This is a genomic window from Actinacidiphila sp. bgisy145 (genome assembly GCF_057708125.1).
Window position 1 is genome coordinate 20,875 of record NZ_JBYIRL010000053.1, and the last position, 17,968, is coordinate 38,842.

General features: G+C 72.7%; 11 protein-coding genes and 1 pseudogene. 9 read left to right on the forward strand and 3 right to left on the reverse strand.

Annotation, left to right across the window (positions count from 1 at the left end; genetic code table 11):
• Positions 1-256 precede the first annotated feature (256 nt).
• From AC3ERT_RS32740 to htpG, 3 genes are all read left to right on the forward strand, one after another.
• On the forward strand, positions 257-1,348 hold the full coding sequence (locus AC3ERT_RS32740) for a DUF1996 domain-containing protein (protein WP_335982405.1): 1,092 nt from the start codon (positions 257-259) through the stop codon (positions 1,346-1,348).
• 110 nt (positions 1,349-1,458) lie between these two features.
• A complete protein-coding gene (locus AC3ERT_RS32745; protein ID WP_435178496.1) occupies positions 1,459-3,216 on the forward strand; it encodes a discoidin domain-containing protein in 1,758 nt (585 codons plus the stop codon).
• Positions 3,217-3,365: 149 nt separating this feature from the next.
• Positions 3,366-5,333 carry a molecular chaperone HtpG gene (gene htpG, locus AC3ERT_RS32750; RefSeq protein WP_435178498.1) on the forward strand — a complete coding sequence of 656 codons (1,968 nt, stop codon included), beginning with the start codon at positions 3,366-3,368 and terminating at the stop codon, positions 5,331-5,333.
• A gap of 114 nt (positions 5,334-5,447) precedes the next feature.
• Here the strand turns inward: htpG and AC3ERT_RS32755 are convergent, their stop codons facing one another.
• On the reverse strand, positions 5,448-6,497 hold the full coding sequence (locus AC3ERT_RS32755; protein ID WP_435178500.1) for a PASTA domain-containing protein: 1,050 nt from the start codon (positions 6,495-6,497) through the stop codon (positions 5,448-5,450).
• 315 nt (positions 6,498-6,812) lie between these two features.
• Here AC3ERT_RS32755 and AC3ERT_RS32760 point away from each other — a divergent pair, with 315 nt between their 5' ends.
• The 6 genes from AC3ERT_RS32760 to AC3ERT_RS32785 all read left to right on the forward strand — a co-directional run bounded on the left by AC3ERT_RS32760 (position 6,813) and on the right by AC3ERT_RS32785 (position 15,290).
• Entirely contained in the window at positions 6,813-9,716 is a 2,904-nt protein-coding gene (locus AC3ERT_RS32760; protein ID WP_435178502.1) for a DEAD/DEAH box helicase, read from the forward strand.
• A gap of 134 nt (positions 9,717-9,850) precedes the next feature.
• Positions 9,851-10,384: an EF-hand domain-containing protein gene (locus AC3ERT_RS32765; protein ID WP_435127852.1), complete on the forward strand. Its 534-nt coding sequence runs from the start codon at positions 9,851-9,853 to the stop codon at positions 10,382-10,384.
• Positions 10,385-10,506: 122 nt separating this feature from the next.
• Positions 10,507-12,465 carry an acyl-CoA dehydrogenase family protein gene (locus AC3ERT_RS32770; protein WP_435178504.1) on the forward strand — a complete coding sequence of 653 codons (1,959 nt, stop codon included), beginning with the start codon at positions 10,507-10,509 and terminating at the stop codon, positions 12,463-12,465.
• A 180-nt stretch (positions 12,466-12,645) separates the two neighbouring features.
• The gene (locus tag AC3ERT_RS32775) at positions 12,646-14,007 is read left to right on the forward strand and encodes a cytochrome P450 (RefSeq protein WP_435178506.1); all 1,362 of its coding nucleotides are present in this window, start codon (positions 12,646-12,648) and stop codon (positions 14,005-14,007) included.
• A 229-nt stretch (positions 14,008-14,236) separates the two neighbouring features.
• On the forward strand, positions 14,237-15,040 hold the full coding sequence (locus tag AC3ERT_RS32780) for a DUF4232 domain-containing protein (RefSeq protein ID WP_435178508.1): 804 nt from the start codon (positions 14,237-14,239) through the stop codon (positions 15,038-15,040).
• Positions 15,041-15,167: 127 nt separating this feature from the next.
• A complete protein-coding gene (locus tag AC3ERT_RS32785) occupies positions 15,168-15,290 on the forward strand; it encodes a hypothetical protein (protein WP_335982393.1) in 123 nt (40 codons plus the stop codon).
• Positions 15,291-15,308: 18 nt separating this feature from the next.
• Here the strand turns inward: AC3ERT_RS32785 and AC3ERT_RS32790 are convergent, their stop codons facing one another.
• Together AC3ERT_RS32790 and AC3ERT_RS32795 are read right to left on the reverse strand one after the other, a co-directional pair.
• Complete coding sequence (locus AC3ERT_RS32790) at positions 15,309-16,226, reverse strand: YncE family protein (RefSeq protein WP_435178522.1); 918 nt, start codon at positions 16,224-16,226, stop codon at positions 15,309-15,311.
• Positions 16,227-16,418: 192 nt separating this feature from the next.
• Positions 16,419-17,828, reverse strand: a pseudogene (locus AC3ERT_RS32795) (alkaline phosphatase family protein); the annotation flags it as partial.
• Between the last annotated feature and the right edge of the window lie 140 nt (positions 17,829-17,968).

Sequence of the window (17,968 nt, forward strand, 5' to 3'; positions counted from 1 at the left end):
CTCCACAACCTTCACGACATCGCCACGACCTGTGAAGCGCCAGGCCAGCACCCCGCAGGCGCCCTTGCACGACGGGCCGCTCCGCACCAGCGACTTCAAGAACTGTTGACACCCCCGAACCGGAAGCGCAACATGCCGTGACGCGGGAGAGCGCTCTCCGAACTCTTCGCCGCGTTGTCGGCCGCACCGCGGGCACCCTCGGGCGGAGCGGCCGCGCGAGGACATCCACCGGAGCCGGGAGGACGAGGAGGTTCCCATGGCACGCAGGTCCAGAAAGCTTCCAGGGCTGCTCATAGCGCTCGCGATGACCGCGGTGGGGGGTGCGGTGGCACTCACCGGAAACGCTTCCGCCGCACCGTCGTCGCACACCGCGGCGCACCACGCCGGCACGGCGGCGGCGATGGACATGCCGGTGTCCACGCAGACGTCGGGCGACGACCCCGACGGGGACGGCTACATCATGGCCGACCCGCCGGTCACCGGGGTGACGCCGTCGACGTACGACCCGCCGCACGCGTACTTCCACGAGTTCCAGGCGAAGTGCGCACCGTCCCACACGCTGCCGGACGACCCGATCGTCTTCCCCGGGCAGCCGGGCAAGTCGCACGACCACACCTTCATGGGCAACGTCAGCACGAACGCCGACTCGACGACCGCCTCGCTGGAGGCGGCGAGCGGCACCACGTGCAACGCGCCCGGCGACAAGTCGGCCTACTGGATGCCGAGCATGTTCAACGGCGACCAGAAGATCCTGCCGATCGGCCCTCAGACGATCTACTACAAGTCGGGCGTCAACGACTACACCAGCGTCCGGCCGTTCCCCAAGGGGCTGCGGTTCGTGGTCGGCAACCCGATGCAGACCAAGGAGCAGTTCCAGAACCTCAAGGGCACGGTGGAGGGTTGGGAGTGCGGGAACAGCTACGGGAACTTCGACATCCCCGTCTCCTGTCCCGACACCCCTGACGTGCAGCTCAACATCCGCCTCCAGGCGCCCAGCTGCTGGGACGGCATCCACCTGGACACGCCGGACCACCAGAGCCACATGGCGTATCCGGTCCCGTCGGGCGCCAACCAGAACGTCTGCCCGGCGGACCACCCGGTGGCGCTGCCGATGATCGAGTTCAAGATGGCCTTCCCGGTCAACGGCGACATGTCGCAGGTCCACCTCGCAAGCGGGGCGGGCTTCTCCTTCCACTACGACTTCTTCGCCGACTGGGACGACGCCACGCTGGCCGCCATGGTCACCCACTGCATCAACGGCGGGTTGCAGTGCGACGACCACGGCTACGACCAGAGCCAGCCCGGCAAGGGCGCCGTGCTCGACAGCAACTACGAGTTGATCCCGTAACCCGTGCGCGGGTCTCTCCCGGAGGGCGCCGTTCCACGCCCTTCGGGAGAGCGCTCTCCCAACGTCTCGTACCGAGCGCGTACCAAAGCTCGTACCAAGGAGGAAGACACATGCAACGACCCTTCCGGAAGGGGCGGGCGCGACGCGTGGTCGCCCCGCTCGCGGCGACCGCGCTCGCCGTCGCCGGGCTCGCCGTGATCCAGGCGCCCGCCGCCCACGCGGCCGGGTCCGTGGTCAAGGTGACCGGCTCGCAGGGCCACTGGCAACTCACCGTCGACGGCGCCCCGTACGAGGTGAAGGGCCTGACGTGGGGGCCGGCCGCGACCGACGCGGCGCAGGACCTGCCGGACCTGGCGAAGGCGGGCGTCAACACGGTCCGCACCTGGGGCACCGACGCGACCAGCGCGCCGCTGTTCGACGCGGCCGCGGCCAACGGCATCAAGGTGATCGCCGGCTTCTGGCTCCAGCCCGGCGGCGGCCCGGGCTCGGGCGGCTGCGTCGACTACCTGACGGACGACACCTACAAGAACGACATGCTCGCCGAGTTCCCCAAGTGGGTGGACACCTACAAGGACAACCCGGGCGTGCTGATGTGGGACGTCGGCAACGAGTCGGTGCTCGGGCTCCAGAACTGCTACAGCGGCGACGCGTTGGAGCAGCAGCGCGCCGCGTACGTCAGCTTCGTCGACCAGATCGCGCAGAAGATCCACGCCGTCGACCCCAACCACCCCGTGACCTCCACCGACGCGTGGACCGGCGCCTGGCCGTACTACAAGAAGTACGCGCCGGATCTGGACCTGTACGCCGTCAACTCCTACAAGGACGTCTGCAACGTCAAGTCGGCCTGGGAGGCGGGCGGCTACGACAAGCCGTACATCGTCACCGAGGGCGGCCCGGCCGGCTCCTGGGAGGTGCCGAACGACGCGAACGGCGTGCCCGACGAGCCGACCGACCAGCAGAAGGCCGACGGCTACACCACCGCCTGGAACTGCATCACCAGCCACCAGGGCGTCGCACTCGGCGCCACCCTCTTCCACTACGGCACCGAGGACGACTTCGGCGGCATCTGGTTCAACCTGGTGCCCGACGGCCTCAAACGCCCGTCGTACTACGCGGTGAAGAAGGCGTACGGCGGCGACACGTCCGGGGACGACCAGCCGCCGCTGGTCTCGGACATGACCGTCAGCGGCGCCACCGACGGGGTGCCCGCCGGCGGTGACGTGACGATCAGCACCGACACCACGGACCCGGAGCACGAGCAGATCAGCTACCAGGTGCTCTACAGCAGCATCTACCTCGACAACAACGGCGCGCTCACCCCGGTGGCCGCCACCGTCAACGGCAACACCCTCACCGCCAAGGCGCCCGACCGGCCGGGCGTGTGGAAGGTCTACGTCAAGGCCACCGACGGCCACGGCAACGTCAGTTACGGCGCGAAGTCGCTGAAGGTGGTGCCCCCCAAGGTGTCCGGCACCGATGTGGCGCTGAACAAGCCCGCCACGGCGTCCTCGTTCCAGACCGACCCGACCGGCGGCTGCCCCTGCACCGCGGCCGACGCGGTCGACGGCAACACCGCCACCCGCTGGTCCAGCGACTGGAGCGACCCGCAGTGGCTCCAGGTGGACCTGGGCCAGCACACCGCGTTCACGCATGTGCAGCTGTACTGGGAGGCGGCGTACGCGAAGGCGTACGACATCCAGACCTCGGACGACGGCGTCAACTGGACGACGGTGAAGTCGGTCACCGACGGTGACGGCGCGATCGACGACATCGATGTGAACGGTGCCGGGCGCTACGTCCGGGTGCTGGGCACCCAGCGCGGGACCGGATACGGCTACTCGCTGTACGAGTTCGGCGTGTACGCGTGACACAGGGCGGCCGAGCGGTCGCCCGACGGCCCCGCGGGCGCGCTGCCCGCGGGGCCGTTGCCCGGTGGGCCGGTCGCGAGCGGCCCGGCTGATCTACAGTGCTGAGGTCAGGACCTGCCACCCGGTGATCTGTGAAGGACCAACGGACGATGTCGACCGAGACGTTCGAGTTCCAGGTGGAGGCGCGCCAGCTCCTCCAGTTGATGATCCACTCGATCTACTCCAACAAGGACGTGTTCCTGCGGGAACTCGTCTCCAACGCCTCCGACGCCCTCGACAAGCTGCGGCTCGAAGCCCTCCGCGACGACTCGCTCGGCGCGGACGTCTCCGACCTCCACATCGAGCTCGAGGCCGACCCGCAGGCCCGCACGCTCATCGTGCGGGACAACGGCATCGGCATGTCGCGCGACGAGGTGGTCCAACTCATCGGCACGATCGCGAATTCGGGCACCGCGAAGTTCCTGCGGGAGCTGAAGGACACCGAGGGCGCCGCGGCCACGGAGGGCCTGATCGGCCAGTTCGGCGTGGGCTTCTACGCGAGCTTCATGGTGGCCGACGAGGTGACGCTGCTGACACGGCGCGCCGGCGAGTCCCAGGGCACCCGCTGGGTGTCCGACGGCGAGGGCACGTACACCGTGGAGACCGTCGAGGACGCGCCGCAGGGCACGTCGATCCTGCTGCGGCTCAAGCCCGAGGACGCCGAGGACCAGCTGCACGACTACACGTCGGCGTGGAAGCTCCGCGACATCGTCAAGCGGTACTCGGACTTCATCACCTGGCCGATCCGGATGGCCGCGCAGCCGGCGCCCGCGGCGGCGGAGTCCGGCGACGGTGACGGGGACGCCGAGACCGGTGACGGCGAGTCGGGCGGGGAGTCCGCAGCTGCCGCCGAGCCGGAAGTGCTCAACTCCATGAAGGCGCTGTGGGCCCGGTCGCGGGAGGAGGTGACCGACGAGGAGTACCACGAGCTCTACAAGCACATCAGCCACGACTGGGTCGACCCGCTGGAGGTCATCCGCCTCCAGGCCGAGGGCACCTTCGAGTACCAGGCGCTGCTGTTCATCCCCTCGCACGCCCCGCAGGACCTCTTCATGCAGGGCTACCAGCGCGGTGTGCAGCTGTATGTGAAGCGCGTGTTCATCATGGACGACTGCGAAGCGCTGATGCCGTCGTACCTGCGGTTCGTCAAGGGCGTCGTGGACGCGCAGGACCTGTCGCTCAACGTCTCACGCGAGATCCTCCAGCAGGACCGCCAGATCCAGCTGATGCACCGCCGCCTGGCGAAGAAGGTCCTGTCGACGGTGAAGGACATGATGTCCGCCGCGCCCGACCGGTACGCCACACTGTGGCGCGAGTTCGGGCGGGTGCTCAAGGAGGGGCTGCTCGACGACACCGACAACCGCGAGGCGATCCTCGGGGTGTCCTCCTTCGCGACCACCCACGACAAGGACGCGCCGACCACCCTCGCGCAGTACGTCGAGCGCATGAAGGACGGCCAGGAGCACATCTTCTACCTCACCGGCGAGTCCCGGCAGGCCATCGAGAACTCGCCCCACATGGAGGCGTTCCAGGCCAAGGGCATCGAGGTGCTGCTGCTCACCGACCCCGTCGACGAGGTGTGGGTGGACGCCGTGCCCGAGTTCGACGGGCGGAAGTTCCGCTCGGTCGCCAAGGGCGAGGTGGACCTCGGCACCGAGGAGGAGAAGGCCGAGGCCGGCAGCGAACGGGAGAAGCAGCAGGAGGAGTTCGCCGGGCTGCTCACCTGGATGACGGCCGAACTCGGCGACAGTGTCAAGGAGGTGCGGCTGTCCTCGCGGCTGACCGTCTCGCCCGCCTGCATCGTGTCCGACACCAATGACATGACGCCCGCGCTGGAGAACATCTACCGCGCCATGGGCCAGGAGCTGCCCAAGGTGAAGCGCATCCTCGAACTCAACCCCAAGCACGCCCTGGTGACCGGCCTCAACCGAGCCCACGGCGAGCGGGCGGACGACCCGGCCCTCAAGGAGACGGCCGAGCTCGTCCACTCCATGGCGCTGCTGGCCGAGGGCGGCGAACTCGCCGACCCGGCCCGCTTCGTCAAGCTGATGGCCGACCGCCTCGAACGCACCCTCTGACCCCCGCGTCGCGCCGAGCCGCCGCCGAGGGCCGCCCTCACCCGCCCCAGGCGGCGCCCAGCGCGACCAGCCGCTCGCGGTATTCCACGCCTGCGCCGACGCGGTCGACGGCGGTCAGGAGTGCCAGCGGTCGCGGCCGTCGGAACCGGGGCCGCAGACCATGGCGGTGCCGTGGTCGGTGACACCGTTGGCTCCGCGCGGCGAGCAGAACGCGCCAGGATGCACCGCGCCAGCGCTGCCGCCGCCGGTGGTGGACGAGGAACCGCCCGTCGAGGTGCCGGCTGCGTGGGATGCGCTGCCACCGCCGGTCGAGCCCGACGAGTCGGAACTGCTGCCCGGGAGGCTGCTGTCACCGGCGTGGTCCGGATCGTCCTCGGGGTTCTTGTAGGTCGTGTCCTTTGCCGACGGGCAGTGGTCGCCTGTGTCGGACGCGCTCCACCTGCCCAGGTCGAGCCGGACGGTGGTGGTGGATGTGATCTCCTCGCCGCTGCCCGGGTCTTGGAAGCAGACCCGCCATTCGTCGCCGTTCTTGGCCGCCTCCGTGGCGGTGGGTGGGGCGACGTCGAGGTAGACGTCGTCGAGCGTGACGCGGGTGAGGTCGATGTGGGCGTGTTCCAGGATCTTGACGGCCGCGTTGTAGGTGTGGCCCACGACCTTCGGCATGTCCGGCCACGGGAGCGGGCCGCCGTCCTTCGCCGGACAGGGCTCGTCGGTCTTGACCGCGGCGAAGTCGATGGTCTTCGCGGTCGGGTCCGCCTGCTGGAAGCACACGTTCCACCCGCCGCGGATGATGACAGTGCGGGCCTTGTCGGCGGCATCGTGGTCGATGGTGGTGAATCCGGCGGACCGTGCCTGCTCCTCAGCCGTGTCCAGCGGCTCGCCCGTGTAGTCGACGGTCCGCACAGCATGGGTCGTTGCCGCGGGCGCGGCGGCCGTCCGTGTTGCCCCCGGGGCGGCTTTCGGCTTGGCATCGGTCGTGCTGGCGCTCGTGTCGCTTGCCTGGCCCGTGAGCGCCGCACCGAGCGTCATGAGCGCGATGGCCCCGAACATGGCCCCCAGCTTCGCGAACCAGCGCCAGGGCGGCAGCACCCACACCAGCACCATTGCCGCGATCATGACGAGGCACCCGAGGACCGCGTTGACCGCGCTGAAGACGGCGATCAAGGCCAGTACGCCCAGCGTGGCGGGAGTCTTCCTCCACCAAGGCCGACGTGCCGCCGGGGAGTTGTACGGGTTCACAGGTGTCCTCGGTGCTCGGGGGGAGAGACGGGTTTCGCCATCGGCGGGTAGCCGACGAATCCTACCGAAAGTGTTCGCATCCTCGCGTTGGGTAACGACGATCTTCCTTGACGCACCCCGCGGTGCGTGCCGCACGCTGCTTCCGCTTTCCCGTCGCCGGGCGCAGAGGCGGGGGCGGGGGTCCAGGGGGATTGTCGGTGGGGGTGATTAGCCTGGTGGGACGGATGGAGGGGGGTCGGGGTGCTTGAGGTGGTGGAGGTGGAGCGGGAACGGTTGGGGGCCGCGGTGGCGGGGTTGGCGGGTGGGGAGGCGCTGTTCGTGGTGGGGGAGCCGCCGGGGCGGGGGCGGGTGGTGTTCTGGGGCGCGGAGGGGGTGGCGGACGTGGGGGTGCCGCCGGAGTGGGTGGCGGTGGTGTGCCCGGACGGGGAGGGCGGGCTGCGGGAGGAGAAGGTGGCGGCGGTGGCCGTCGGGGTGGAGCAGGCGGTGCCGGTGCTGACCCGCTGCCGGGGGCTGGGGGCGAGCGGCCGGGCGTCGGAGGGGATGGTGTTCTGGGGCGCGGCGGCGACGCTGGGCCTGGGCCTGCTGGCCCGGGGGCGGGCGGTGGCCGGGGTGACGGCCGAGGGCCACGACGCGTGGCGGATGGGTCCGCTGGACCGCGCCGACGAGGAGCGGCTCGCCGCACTGGCCGCCGCGATGCCGCACCGGGCCAGGGCCGTACCGGTGGCGGACGGGGCGCCCGTGGCGGTGCCGAGCGCCGAGGTGACGCTGCGGGGGTTCCTCGACGCGATGGCCGACGCGTTGACGCGCAAGCCCGCGGCTCGGGAAGCGGCCGGCGGCGCACCGTACGCGTCGCGCCCGCCGCGGGCCGTACGGGAGCGCGGCGCGCCGCCGGAGCCCGAACGGCGGGCGCCGGCACTGCGGGTGTCGCTGCGCGTCGAGGTGACTGGCGGGGCCGGCGGGGACGGCGGGGACGTGTCCTTCCGCGCCGTGGTCCAACTGCACAGTGCGGCCGACCCGTCGGTGCTCGCCGACGCCGCCGACCTGTGGGCCGGTACGGCCGCGGCGCCCGAACGGTTCGGCCCGTACCCGCGGTTGGACGCGCGGGCGCTGCTGCGGGAGGCGGCGCGCGGATGGCCGCCGGCCGCGCGCCTGCTGGTGCCGACCGCGCCGACCGCCCTCGACCTGACCGACGGCGAGGCGCGGGAGCTGCTGGGCGCGGCTGCCGAGCGGCTCACGGCGGGCGGCATCGCGGTGCACTGGCCGAAGGACCTGGTCCGCGGCCTGACCGCGACCGGCGTACTGGAACCGGCGGCCGCCGCGCGCCGCGCCACGACCTCCGCGGCCGCGTCCTTCCTGTCCGGCGGGCTGCTGGACTTCCGGTGGCGGGTGGCGCTCGGCGGCGAGGAGCTGACCGGCGCGGAAGTCGAGCACCTGGTCCGTACGCACCGCCCGGTCGTACGGCTGCGGGACAGGTGGGTGCCGCTGGAAGCGGAGCTGGTACGGCGGCTGCGGGCGGCCGCGCGCCGGGGCGGCACCCCGTCACTGACGCCGGTGGAGGCGCTGGGCGCGGCGCTGACCGGCAGCGTGGACGTGGAAGGGGAGCGGGTCGAGGTCACCGCGGGCGCGGCGCTGGAGGAGCTGCGCGCACGGGTCGCCGACCCGGAGGCCCGCGCGTCCCGCGAGCCGCGCCACCCGCCGAAGGCCCTCGCGGCCACCCTGCGCGGCTACCAACTGCGCGGCCTGAACTGGCTGCACCGGATGACGTCCCTCGGTCTGGGTGCCTGCCTCGCCGACGACATGGGCCTGGGCAAGACCGTCACCCTCATCGCGCTCCACCTGCGCCGCCAGGAGCGCAAGGCCACCGCGGGCCCGACGCTGGTGGTCTGCCCGGCCACGCTGCTGGGCAACTGGGAGCGCGAGATCCGCCGGTTCGCGCCGACCGCGCCCGTCGCCCGCTTCCACGGCCGCGGACGTGAACAGGCCATCCAGGACGCGGTGGCCGCGGGCGGCTTCGTGCTGACCACGTACGGGACGATGCGCCGCGACGCGGAACTCCTCGCCGCGCGGCCCTGGTCGCTGGTCGTCGCCGACGAGGCCCAGCACGTCAAGAACCCGCACGCGCACACCGCGCGGGCGCTGCGCCGTATCCCGTCCCGCGGCCGGGTGGCGCTGACCGGCACCCCGGTGGAGAACAACCTGTCGGACCTGTGGGCGCTGCTCGACTGGACCACGCCCGGGCTGCTCGGCACCCTCGGCGCCTTCCGGGACCGCTACGCGCGGGCCGTGGAGGGCGACCGCGACCCGCGGGCTGCCCGCGAACTGGCGTCGCTGGTACGGCCGTTCCTGCTGCGGCGGCGCAAGTCCGACCCGGGGGTCGCGCCGGAGCTGCCGCCGAAGACCGAGACCGACCGGCCGGTGCCGCTCACGAAGGAGCAGGCGGCGCTCTACGACGCGCTGGTCCGGGAGCTGATGGCCGAGATCGAGGGCGCGGACGGCATGGCCCGGCGCGGGCTGGTGATGAAGCTGCTGACCGGCCTGAAGCAGGTGTGCAACCACCCGGCGCAGTACCTGAAGGAGCCCGAGGGGATGGGACTCGGCGGCAGGTCGGGGAAGTTGGCGCTGCTGGACGAGCTGCTGGACACGGTGCTCGCCGAGGACGGCTCGGTGCTGGTCTTCACGCAGTACGTGGCGATGGCGCGGCTGATCGAGCGGCACCTCGCCCGGCGCGGTGTGCGGGCGCTGCTGCTGCACGGCGGCACCCCGGTCGGCCGGCGGGAGGAGATGGTGGACGCCTTCCAGAGCGGCGCCGTACGGGTGCTGCTGCTCTCCTTGAAGGCGGCCGGGACCGGTCTGAACCTGACGCGCGCGGGCCATGTCGTGCACTACGACCGGTGGTGGAACCCGGCGGTGGAGGACCAGGCCACCGACCGCGCGCACCGGATCGGGCAGACCCGTGCGGTGCAGGTGCACAAGCTGGTCGCCGAGGGGACGGTGGAGGAGAAGGTCGCCGCGCTGCTGCGGCACAAGCGCGAACTCGCCGACGCCGTCCTGGGTTCGGGCGAGGCGGCGTTCAGCGAGCTGAGCGACGGGGAACTGGCCGAGCTGGTCGCGCTGCGCGGGCGGGTGCCGCGCCGGAAAGGCTGAATTCATTCGAACGAGGGGTCGGCGAGGGGTCGGCGAGCGGCCGGTTCACTCGATCGAGTGTGGTTGCCGGTCATATGCGGGGGGAGAATTCCTGATGTGGCCGGGCGGTCATTCCGGGAGGGTGGAGGGGCATGATGGGGGCTTTGCTGGACCGTAAGTACGAGCGGCTTTTCGCGCTCTTGGACGTGAATGGCGACGGTGTCATCGCGGAGGACGACTTCGTGTTGATGGCCGGTCGTGTGCGCGCCTCGTTCGGCGAGGAGCGCAGCCTCGCCAAGGGCCGGCGGTATGCCGACGCGATGACGCACTACTGGCAGGCGCTGCGCGCGACCGCCGACACGGACGGCGACGGCGTGATCGACCGGGACGAGTTCCGCCGGGCGGTGCTGCACGTGAGCGCCGACTTCGACACGCTGATCGGCCCGCTCTACGAGGCGGGCTTCCACTTCGCCGACCGCGACGACGACGGGCTGGTCGGGCGGGACGAGTTCGCCGCGGTCATCGCCGCCGTCGGCGTGCCCGAGCGGCACGCGGCGCAGACCTTCGACCTGCTGGCCGGCCCGGACGGCACGCTGACCCTGGAGCGGCTGATGGCCGCGGCCGCGCGGTACTACCGCGGCGACGGCTCGGCCGACGACGCCGGCGACCAGCTCTTCGGACCGCTGTGAACCCCTACCCCACGGTGACCCCGCCCGTGTGGATGCCGACGGCGCGTGTCGCGGACGGGCCGGGCCCACCGGGTGCGCCGGGCCGACCGGGCCCACCGTCCGGCGCGGGCGGGGCGGTTCCCGTGGACACCGTCCCGGTCGAGGCCGTCCCGGCGGGCGCGGTGCGGGCCGGACCGCTGACCGACGCTCTCTTCGACGGCGGCTTCGAGGCGGCGCACCGGCCGTGGACCGAGGTGCTGCGCCGAGAGGTATTCCGTTACCGCGACGGATTATCGCTTTCCGAGCGGGCGGAATCCGCCTATGAACGGCTGCGGGAGGTCAATGGCGCCGTGGGTTCGGTCCCGGAATTCGTCGGTTCGACCACGCGATTGGTCGCGCTGCACGAATGGCTGGGCATGGTCGACGGCTCGCTCACCACACTCGCGACGATCCATTACAACCTCTTCCTGGGCAGCCTGCTCCGGCTGGACCCCGGAAAGGCGGTCGACCCGGCGCCGTTCATCCGGCTCGACGACTACGGCGCGGTGCTGATCACGGAACTCGGCTACGGCAACAACGCGGCGGACCTGGAGACCACCGCGACCTACCGCCAGGAGACGGACGACTTCGTGCTGCACACCCCGACCGCGGGCGCGCAGAAGTTCATGCCCAACACCGGCCCCGCGGGCGGCCGCAAGAGCGGCCTGGTGGCGGCCAGGCTGATCGTCCGGGGCCAGAACTGCGGGGTGCACCTGTTCTTCGTACCGCTGCGCGACGCGCGTGGGCCGCTGCCCGGCATCCGCATACGCCCGCTGTCGGAGATCCCGGGGTCGTCGGTCGACCACGCCCTCACGTCGTTCGACCGGGTGGTGCTGGCGCGGTCGGCGCTGCTGGCGGGCGAGCACACGGAGTTGACCGCCGAGGGCGCCTTCCGCAGCGCGGTCGGCAGCCGGCGGCGCCGCTTCCTGCGGTCGATCCAGCGCGTCACCACCGGCAAGCTGTGCCTGAGCGGGGCGGCGGTGGGCGGCGCCCGGTCGGCCCTGGCCATCGCGGTGCGGTACGCCCACCACCGCCACACCTTCGCGCCGGTCGGCCGGACCGGGGTCCCGGTCTTCGCCTACCGCTGCCATCAGACGCGGCTGCTGGGCGCGGTGGCGCGGGCGTACGCGGCGACGTTCCTGCTGCGGGCGGCGGTGCGGGAGTGCGGCCGCCGGGACGACGGCGAGTTCGCGGAGGCCCGGACCGGCACCGGGGAACCGGGCGGCGGCGCCGGGGCGGCCGACGCCGCCGAGGTGGACGTGCTCGTCGCCGCGGCGAAGGGCTGGACCACCTGGCAGGCCCGGGACATCGTGCTGGAGTGCCGTGAACGCTGCGGTGCGCAGGGGCTGTTGTCCGTCAACCGGATCGTCGACCTGATCACGCCCATCGAGAGCACCATCACCGCGGAAGGGGACAACCTCGTCATCTGGACCAAGGCCGCCGCGGACATGCTGACCGGGCGCGGCTACCGGCCGCCCGCCGAGACGGCCGCCCCGGCCGAGTCCGCCGTACCGGCCGCGTCCGCCGTGCCTGCCGGGGCGGCCGATCGCGCCGGACCCGCGGCCGCGCCCACCGGCTCCCGCCGGCTGCTGGAGGTGCTGATACGCCACGAGCTGCGGTGCCTGCGGCGGGCCAGAGAGCGGCTCGGCCGCCCCAGCACCGGGCCGTTGGACCGCTGGAACCACGCGGTGAACCCGGGGCTCGAACTGGTCGACGCGTATGCGGCCCGGCGGGCGGCGGAAGCGTTCCTGGCGGCGGTCGACCAGGTCGGCGACACCGCCACGCGTACGGTGCTCGACCAGCTCTTCCAACTGTTCGCGCTGCAACGCCTCGCGCCGCACGCGGGCCTGCTGCTGGCCGACGGCCACCTGTCCGCCGAGGACGTCCGCGAACTCGACCCGGCCGCCGACCGGATCAGCGCCTGGCTGGCGCCGCACGCGCTGACGCTCGTGGACGCCTTCGCCATTCCGGACGAGGTGCTTCAGGCGCCGATCGCGACGGAGGGGTTCGCCGCCGCCTACGACGACCCGGCCGGCCCCTGGCGGGAGGAGGACGCCGGCTGAAGCAGGCGGGGCCGGGCGAACGGGGGCCGGTGCAGTGCACGTCAGTAGGCGCCCGTGAACCGGGGCACCTGGCCTGGGACGCGGGGGCCGTGACGCGCGGAGCCGGCCCCCCGGAGCCGGACCCGCGGCGCCGTGAACCGCTGGTCGGAACTCGTGGGACCCAGGAGGGGGAGGTCGGGCATGAGTGACCCGTTCGCGCGGGAGCCGTCGTGGGACCCGCGGCGCTTCCCGCCGGCGGCCAGGGCGCCGCGGGCTGTGCAGACGCTGCGGATGCTGCTCGACCCGCAGGGGTACGGACTGGCGCTGCGCGAGCGGTTGGGGCCGGTGTTCTCGCTGCGGGTCCACCCGTACCGGGCGGCGCTGGTGTGCTCGGCGGACATCGCGGCCAACCGGGCGGTGCTCACCGACCACGAGCGGTTCGCCGGCGGGGACGGCGCGGCGCTGCTGCGGCAGGCGGTCGGCGCGGGGTCGCTGATCTGCACACCGCCGCCCCGCCATCTGCCGCACCGCAAGCTGCTGCTGCCCCCCTTCCACGGTGATCGGGTCGTCCGCTGGGCGGCGCGGATGCGGGAGTTGGTGCGCGCCGGGCTGCCGGAGCTGCTGACCGGCGACGGCGTGGCGGTACGCCCCTGGGCGCAGCGGGTGGCCCTCGACGTCATCCTGCGGGTGGTGTTCGGCCTGACCGACCCCGGCCGGGTCGCGCTGTTCCGGCGGGCTCTGACCGCGTTCGCCGGGATGGACAACGTGGCGGTGCTGTTCCTGCCCAGGCCGTTGCAGCGCGACGCGGGCCGGTGGTCGCCGGCCGGCCGCTTCGCACGGCTGCGGGCGGCCGTCCAGGACCTGACGCGCACGGAGATCGCGGTGCGCCGGGCCGAGAGCCGCCGGCGCGGCGGCACCGCGCGGGAGGACGTGCTGTCGATGCTGCTCGAGGCCCGGGACGAGCAGGGCGCCGGGCTCGACGACGAGCAGGTGCTCGACGAGCTGACCGGCCTGGTGCTGGCCGGGTACGAGACCACCGCGACCACGATCGCCTGGACGCTGCACCTGCTCGCCCACCACCCCGCGGCGCGCAACGCGTTGATCGACGACCTCGACGCGGGCTCCGACCGCCTGCTGAAGGCGACGGTGAAGGAGTCGACCCGGCTGCGCCCCGCTGTCTACTACGCGATCCGCACCGCCGTCCGGGACACCCGGCTCGCGGGGTACCCGGTGCCGCGGCACGCGTTCGTCGCCGCGCTCTTCCCGCCGGTCCACCTCGACCGGCGGCTGTGGCCGCAGCCGCACCTGTTCCGGCCGGAGCGGCACTTGGCGGCGGACCCGGTGGCGTACTCGCTGACGCCGTTCGGGGGCGGGGTGCGCCGCTGCATCGGCGCACCGCTGGCGCAGTTGGAGGTGGAGACGGTGCTCCGGGAGGTGCTCGCCCGGGCCGTGCCCGCGCCGGCCGGCCCGCCCGAGCCGGCCCGGCTGCTGTCGGTCACGCTCGTGCCCGCCCACGGAGCCCGGGCCCGCTTCCACCGCCGGCTGCGACCGGCGGCCCGGTAGGCCGGCGACGGGTCGGCGAGGGTCGGCGAGGGGGCGGCAGGGGCGGTGCCCGGCCGTCGGGCGTCCCGTTCCGCCGTTCCAGGGGAAGCACGTTCGCGCTGGTCAGATGGTGTTTCGACGTTCCATCGTCCCCAACCGGCCGCCAGGCGTGGCGGCTGGGACGGATCACGCCGCAGGCTCAGGTCGTCCAAGCGATCCACCGGCTCGAACCGCGAAAGAGGCCCACCCGATGTTCAGCATCCGCACCACCCGCACCCGTACCGCTCGTGCCGCCCGTACCCGTACCTCGGGTGTCCGGCTGGCCGGCGCCGCCGCGGCCGTCGTCGTCGCCGCGCTGTCCCTGACCGCCTGCTCGGACGACGGCACGGGCAGCCGGGCGGAGGGCGCCGCGAACGGCGTCTCCACCACGAAGACCGCGGACCCGGCGGTGACGCTCCCCGCGGACCAGGCGCAGACCCCGACCGCCCCCGCGGCCCAGGGAACCGACCCGGCCAAGGCCCCGGCCGCGGACGACACCAGCGGGAAGAACACCGGCAGCGGGACCAGCGGGAACAGCGGGACCAGCGCCGGCAACGGGAACAGCGGGAACAGCAGCGGCACCGGCAAGGCGGTCACCTGCGAGGCGTCGAACACCAAGACGGTGGCCGCCCCGCTGACCCGCCCGGTGAACCACCTGCTCCTCACGGTCACCAACACCGGCACGCACACCTGCTACCTGTACGGCTACCCGGAGCTGGACTTCACCGGCGCCCAGGCGGTGCCGCCGGTCATCGACGACTCGCAGCCGCAGGCCGTGGTCACCCTCAACCCGGGCGAGTCCGGCTACGCCTCCGTCTCGCTGTCGGCCACCGACGGCAGCGGCAAGTACGGCTACACCGCGAAGACCCTGGACGTCCTCTTCCAGCCCCGCTCCCTCTCCGGCAGCGTCGGCGGCGCCGCCCACCCCGCGCTGCCGCCCAAGGGCGTCTACATCGACGACACCCTCACCACCACCTACTGGCAGCAGTCGATGGACGACGCCCTGAGCTGGTGACCGCGCGGGGTTCGCCCTCGGCAAGCAGCCGCGGACGACCCCCGGTCAACCCCCGCGGACCCCGCGGACCCCGCGGACTCCGCGGACCCCGTCCCCCCCGCAGACCCGATCGGACAGGTGGCATCTCATGCGCAGCACCCGTAGGATCTCCCGTTTCGTGGCCGCGGTCGCCGGCGCGGTCTTCCACGTCGTCGTCCTGGGCGACGTGGGCGCCTCGGCCCTCGAGGCGGGCGTCCGCCGCCCGCACTGACCGAGGCACCCCCGTGGCTCAGGCGACGACGAGCCCCACCGGGCTCGTGGTCAGCCCCAGCGGCGTACTCCCCAGGAGCGCCAGGGACTTCGCGTCGATCGCGTCGATCGTCGCGGAGGCGTTGGTGGCGACCCAGACGGTGGAGCCGGTCGCCGTGACGGTGGTCGGGACGTGGGCGACGCCGACGGTGCCGACCACCCGGTTGCGGGCCGCGTCGAGCACGGAGACCGTGTCGTCCCTGGAGTTGGTGACGTAGAGCCGCGAGCCGTCGGGGCTGACGGCCACCTGCCAGGGGGTGCGGCCGACCCGGACAACGTCGAGCACCCGGTGGGTGCGGGTGTCGACCACCGAGAGGGTGTCGTGCCAGGTGTTGACGACGTAGACGCGGGTGCCGTCGGGGTGGACGGCGACGCCCTGGGCCTCGGCCTGGTCGGTGAGCAGGGCGCGCTGCCTGCCGGTGCCGGTGTCCACGACCGACAGGCCGTCGTAGCAGGAGACGTAGAGGGTGCGGCCGTCGGTGCCGGGGGCGACGGAGTGCGGGCTGTTGCCGGTCTGCCAGGTGGCGGTGACGGTGTCGGTGGCGGTGTCGAGGACCGACAGGGTGCGCGAGCCGCCGAACCCGCTGTCCGGGCCGGTGTTGGCGACGTAGAGGCTGCGGCCGTCGGGCGAGGTGGCCAGGCCGTGCGGGTAGGGGCCGACGCCGACGGTGCCGGTGACCAGGCCGGTGGTGGTGTCGTAGACGGAGACGGAGTTCTCGCCGGAGCTGCTGAAGTACAGCTTGGCGCCGCCGTCGGCGCTCGCCAGGCCGTACGGGCTCACGCCGGCCTTGACGCTGGCGACGAGTTGGCGGCTGGAGGCGTCGATCACCGCGAGGGTGAAGCTGACCACGCCGACGGTGTAGACGTGGGTGCCGGTGGTGGGGCCGACGGTGGGCACGGCCTCCTGGGTGCCGGGGAAGTCGGTGCCCTTGGTGCCGTGCGGGAAGTCCGAGCGGTGCGTGGTGGCGTTCTCGACGATGCGGCTGATGGCGTACGGGCGGGTGCGCGGGTGCGCGGACCCGGTGGCGGGCGCGGTGTCCGGCCCGTACGGCCCGCCGGACGCGGGCTGCTTCGCGGTGTCCTCGGCGGCGCGCTTCCCCTCCTGGTGCGGCGGGGTCTGGTCGGCGCCCGGCAAAGTGATCGGCGGCAGCGTGGCGACCTCGTTCTCGGCGGCCCAGAACTGCTTCTTGGTGTCGGGCAGCCGGGGGAAGGGGCGGGAGCCGGGCAGTCCGAGCGCGGAGGTCAGGTCGCCGAAGGTGGAGCGCCGCCAGGCGCTGATGTTGGTCTCGCGCACCCCGGTGATCCGCTCCAGGAAGCGCAGCACCGAGGTGTGGTCGAAGGGCTCGCCGGCGACGTAGCCGCCTTGCGTCCAGGGGGAGACGATCAGGCACGGCACGCGGACCCCGGCGCCGATGGGCAGCCCGCCGACGAACTCGTCCGGGGTGCCGGGCGGCGGCATCGGCGGGACCATGTGGTCGAACAGTCCGTCGTTCTCGTCGTAGTTGACGATGAAGACGGTCTTGCGCCACACGTCGGGGTTGGCCGCGACCGCGTCGAGCTGGCGGGCGAGGAAGTCGGCGCCGGCCGCCGGGGTGTAGTCGGGGTGCTCGCTCTGCTCGGAGGTCGGGATGATCCAGGAGACGGTCGGCAGGCGGTCGTTGACCGCGTCCCGCGCGAACTGGTCGGCGGGGCCGATGGTCAGGGCGTGCTCGTGGAGGGCGTCGCCGGGTCTCGCGTCCTGGTAGGCCTGGAACCACTCCAGCGGGTTGGTGCCGTAGTCGTCCTCCTGCTGGTAGACGTGCCAGGACACGCCGGCCGCGGTGAGGCGTTCGGGGTAGGTGGTCCAGCGGAAGGGGGCGGGGATGACATTGCTGATCACCGGGCCGCCGGCCAGGCCCGCGGGGTCGATGGTGCCGCTCCAGTGGTAGAGCCGGTTGGGCCAGGTCGGGCCGAGCAGCGAGCAGAAGTACGCGTCGCACAGCGTGAACGACTCGGCGAGCGCGAAGTGGAACGGGATGTCGTCGCGCTTGTAGTAGCCCATCGTGTAGGGGCCGTTGGCCTGGCCGTCGGCGGCGCGGTGGGCGGGCAGCCACTGGTCCATCCGGCCGCCGTTGACCGCCGCGTGCTGCACGGTCCAGGCGTGGCTGGTCGAGGGGATCGCCTGCGCACTGCTCGACCTGGTGTCGAGGTGGAAGGGCAGCAGGTAGCCGTCGGGGTTGACCGGGTCGGGCTGGTAGAAGACCGACCGCCCGGTGGACAGCGTCACCGCGTCCGGGTCGTCGAAGCCGCGGACACCGGGCATGGTGCCGAAGTAGTGGTCGAACGAGCGGTTCTCCAGCATGAGGACCACCACGTGCTCGATGGCGTCGAGCGAGCCCGGGTCCCCGGCCGGCTCGGCCATGGCGCGCCGCAGGTTCGGGGGCAGCAGCGTCATCGCCGCCGCCGCGCCGCCGGCGCCGAACGCGGACCTGAGCAGCCGTCTGCGCGAGAAGTCAGCCATGTTCCACACCTTCACCGTCGAAGATCGGGAACGGCCGTACGACACACCACCAGGCCGCCGAACGGCCGTGCACACAACGCGCTGTCGCCTCAATGGGCGGCCGCCTCGACGGGCGGCCGCCGGACCGGGGACGCCGGTAT

Bases quoted from the DNA above. Each gene is read 5' to 3' on its own strand.
- htpG (WP_435178498.1), top strand. From the start codon at position 3,366: ATGTCGACCGAGACGTTCGAGTTCCAGGTGGAGGCGCGCCAGCTCCTC.
- AC3ERT_RS32745 (WP_435178496.1), top strand. From the start codon at position 1,459: ATGCAACGACCCTTCCGGAAGGGGCGGGCGCGACGCGTGGTCGCCCCG.
- AC3ERT_RS32785 (WP_335982393.1), top strand. From the start codon at position 15,168: ATGCGCAGCACCCGTAGGATCTCCCGTTTCGTGGCCGCGGTCGCCGGC.
- AC3ERT_RS32765 (WP_435127852.1), top strand. From the start codon at position 9,851: ATGGGGGCTTTGCTGGACCGTAAGTACGAGCGGCTTTTCGCGCTCTTG.
- AC3ERT_RS32780 (WP_435178508.1), top strand. From the start codon at position 14,237: ATGTTCAGCATCCGCACCACCCGCACCCGTACCGCTCGTGCCGCCCGT.
- AC3ERT_RS32775 (WP_435178506.1), top strand. From the start codon at position 12,646: ATGAGTGACCCGTTCGCGCGGGAGCCGTCGTGGGACCCGCGGCGCTTC.
- AC3ERT_RS32740 (WP_335982405.1), top strand. From the start codon at position 257: ATGGCACGCAGGTCCAGAAAGCTTCCAGGGCTGCTCATAGCGCTCGCG.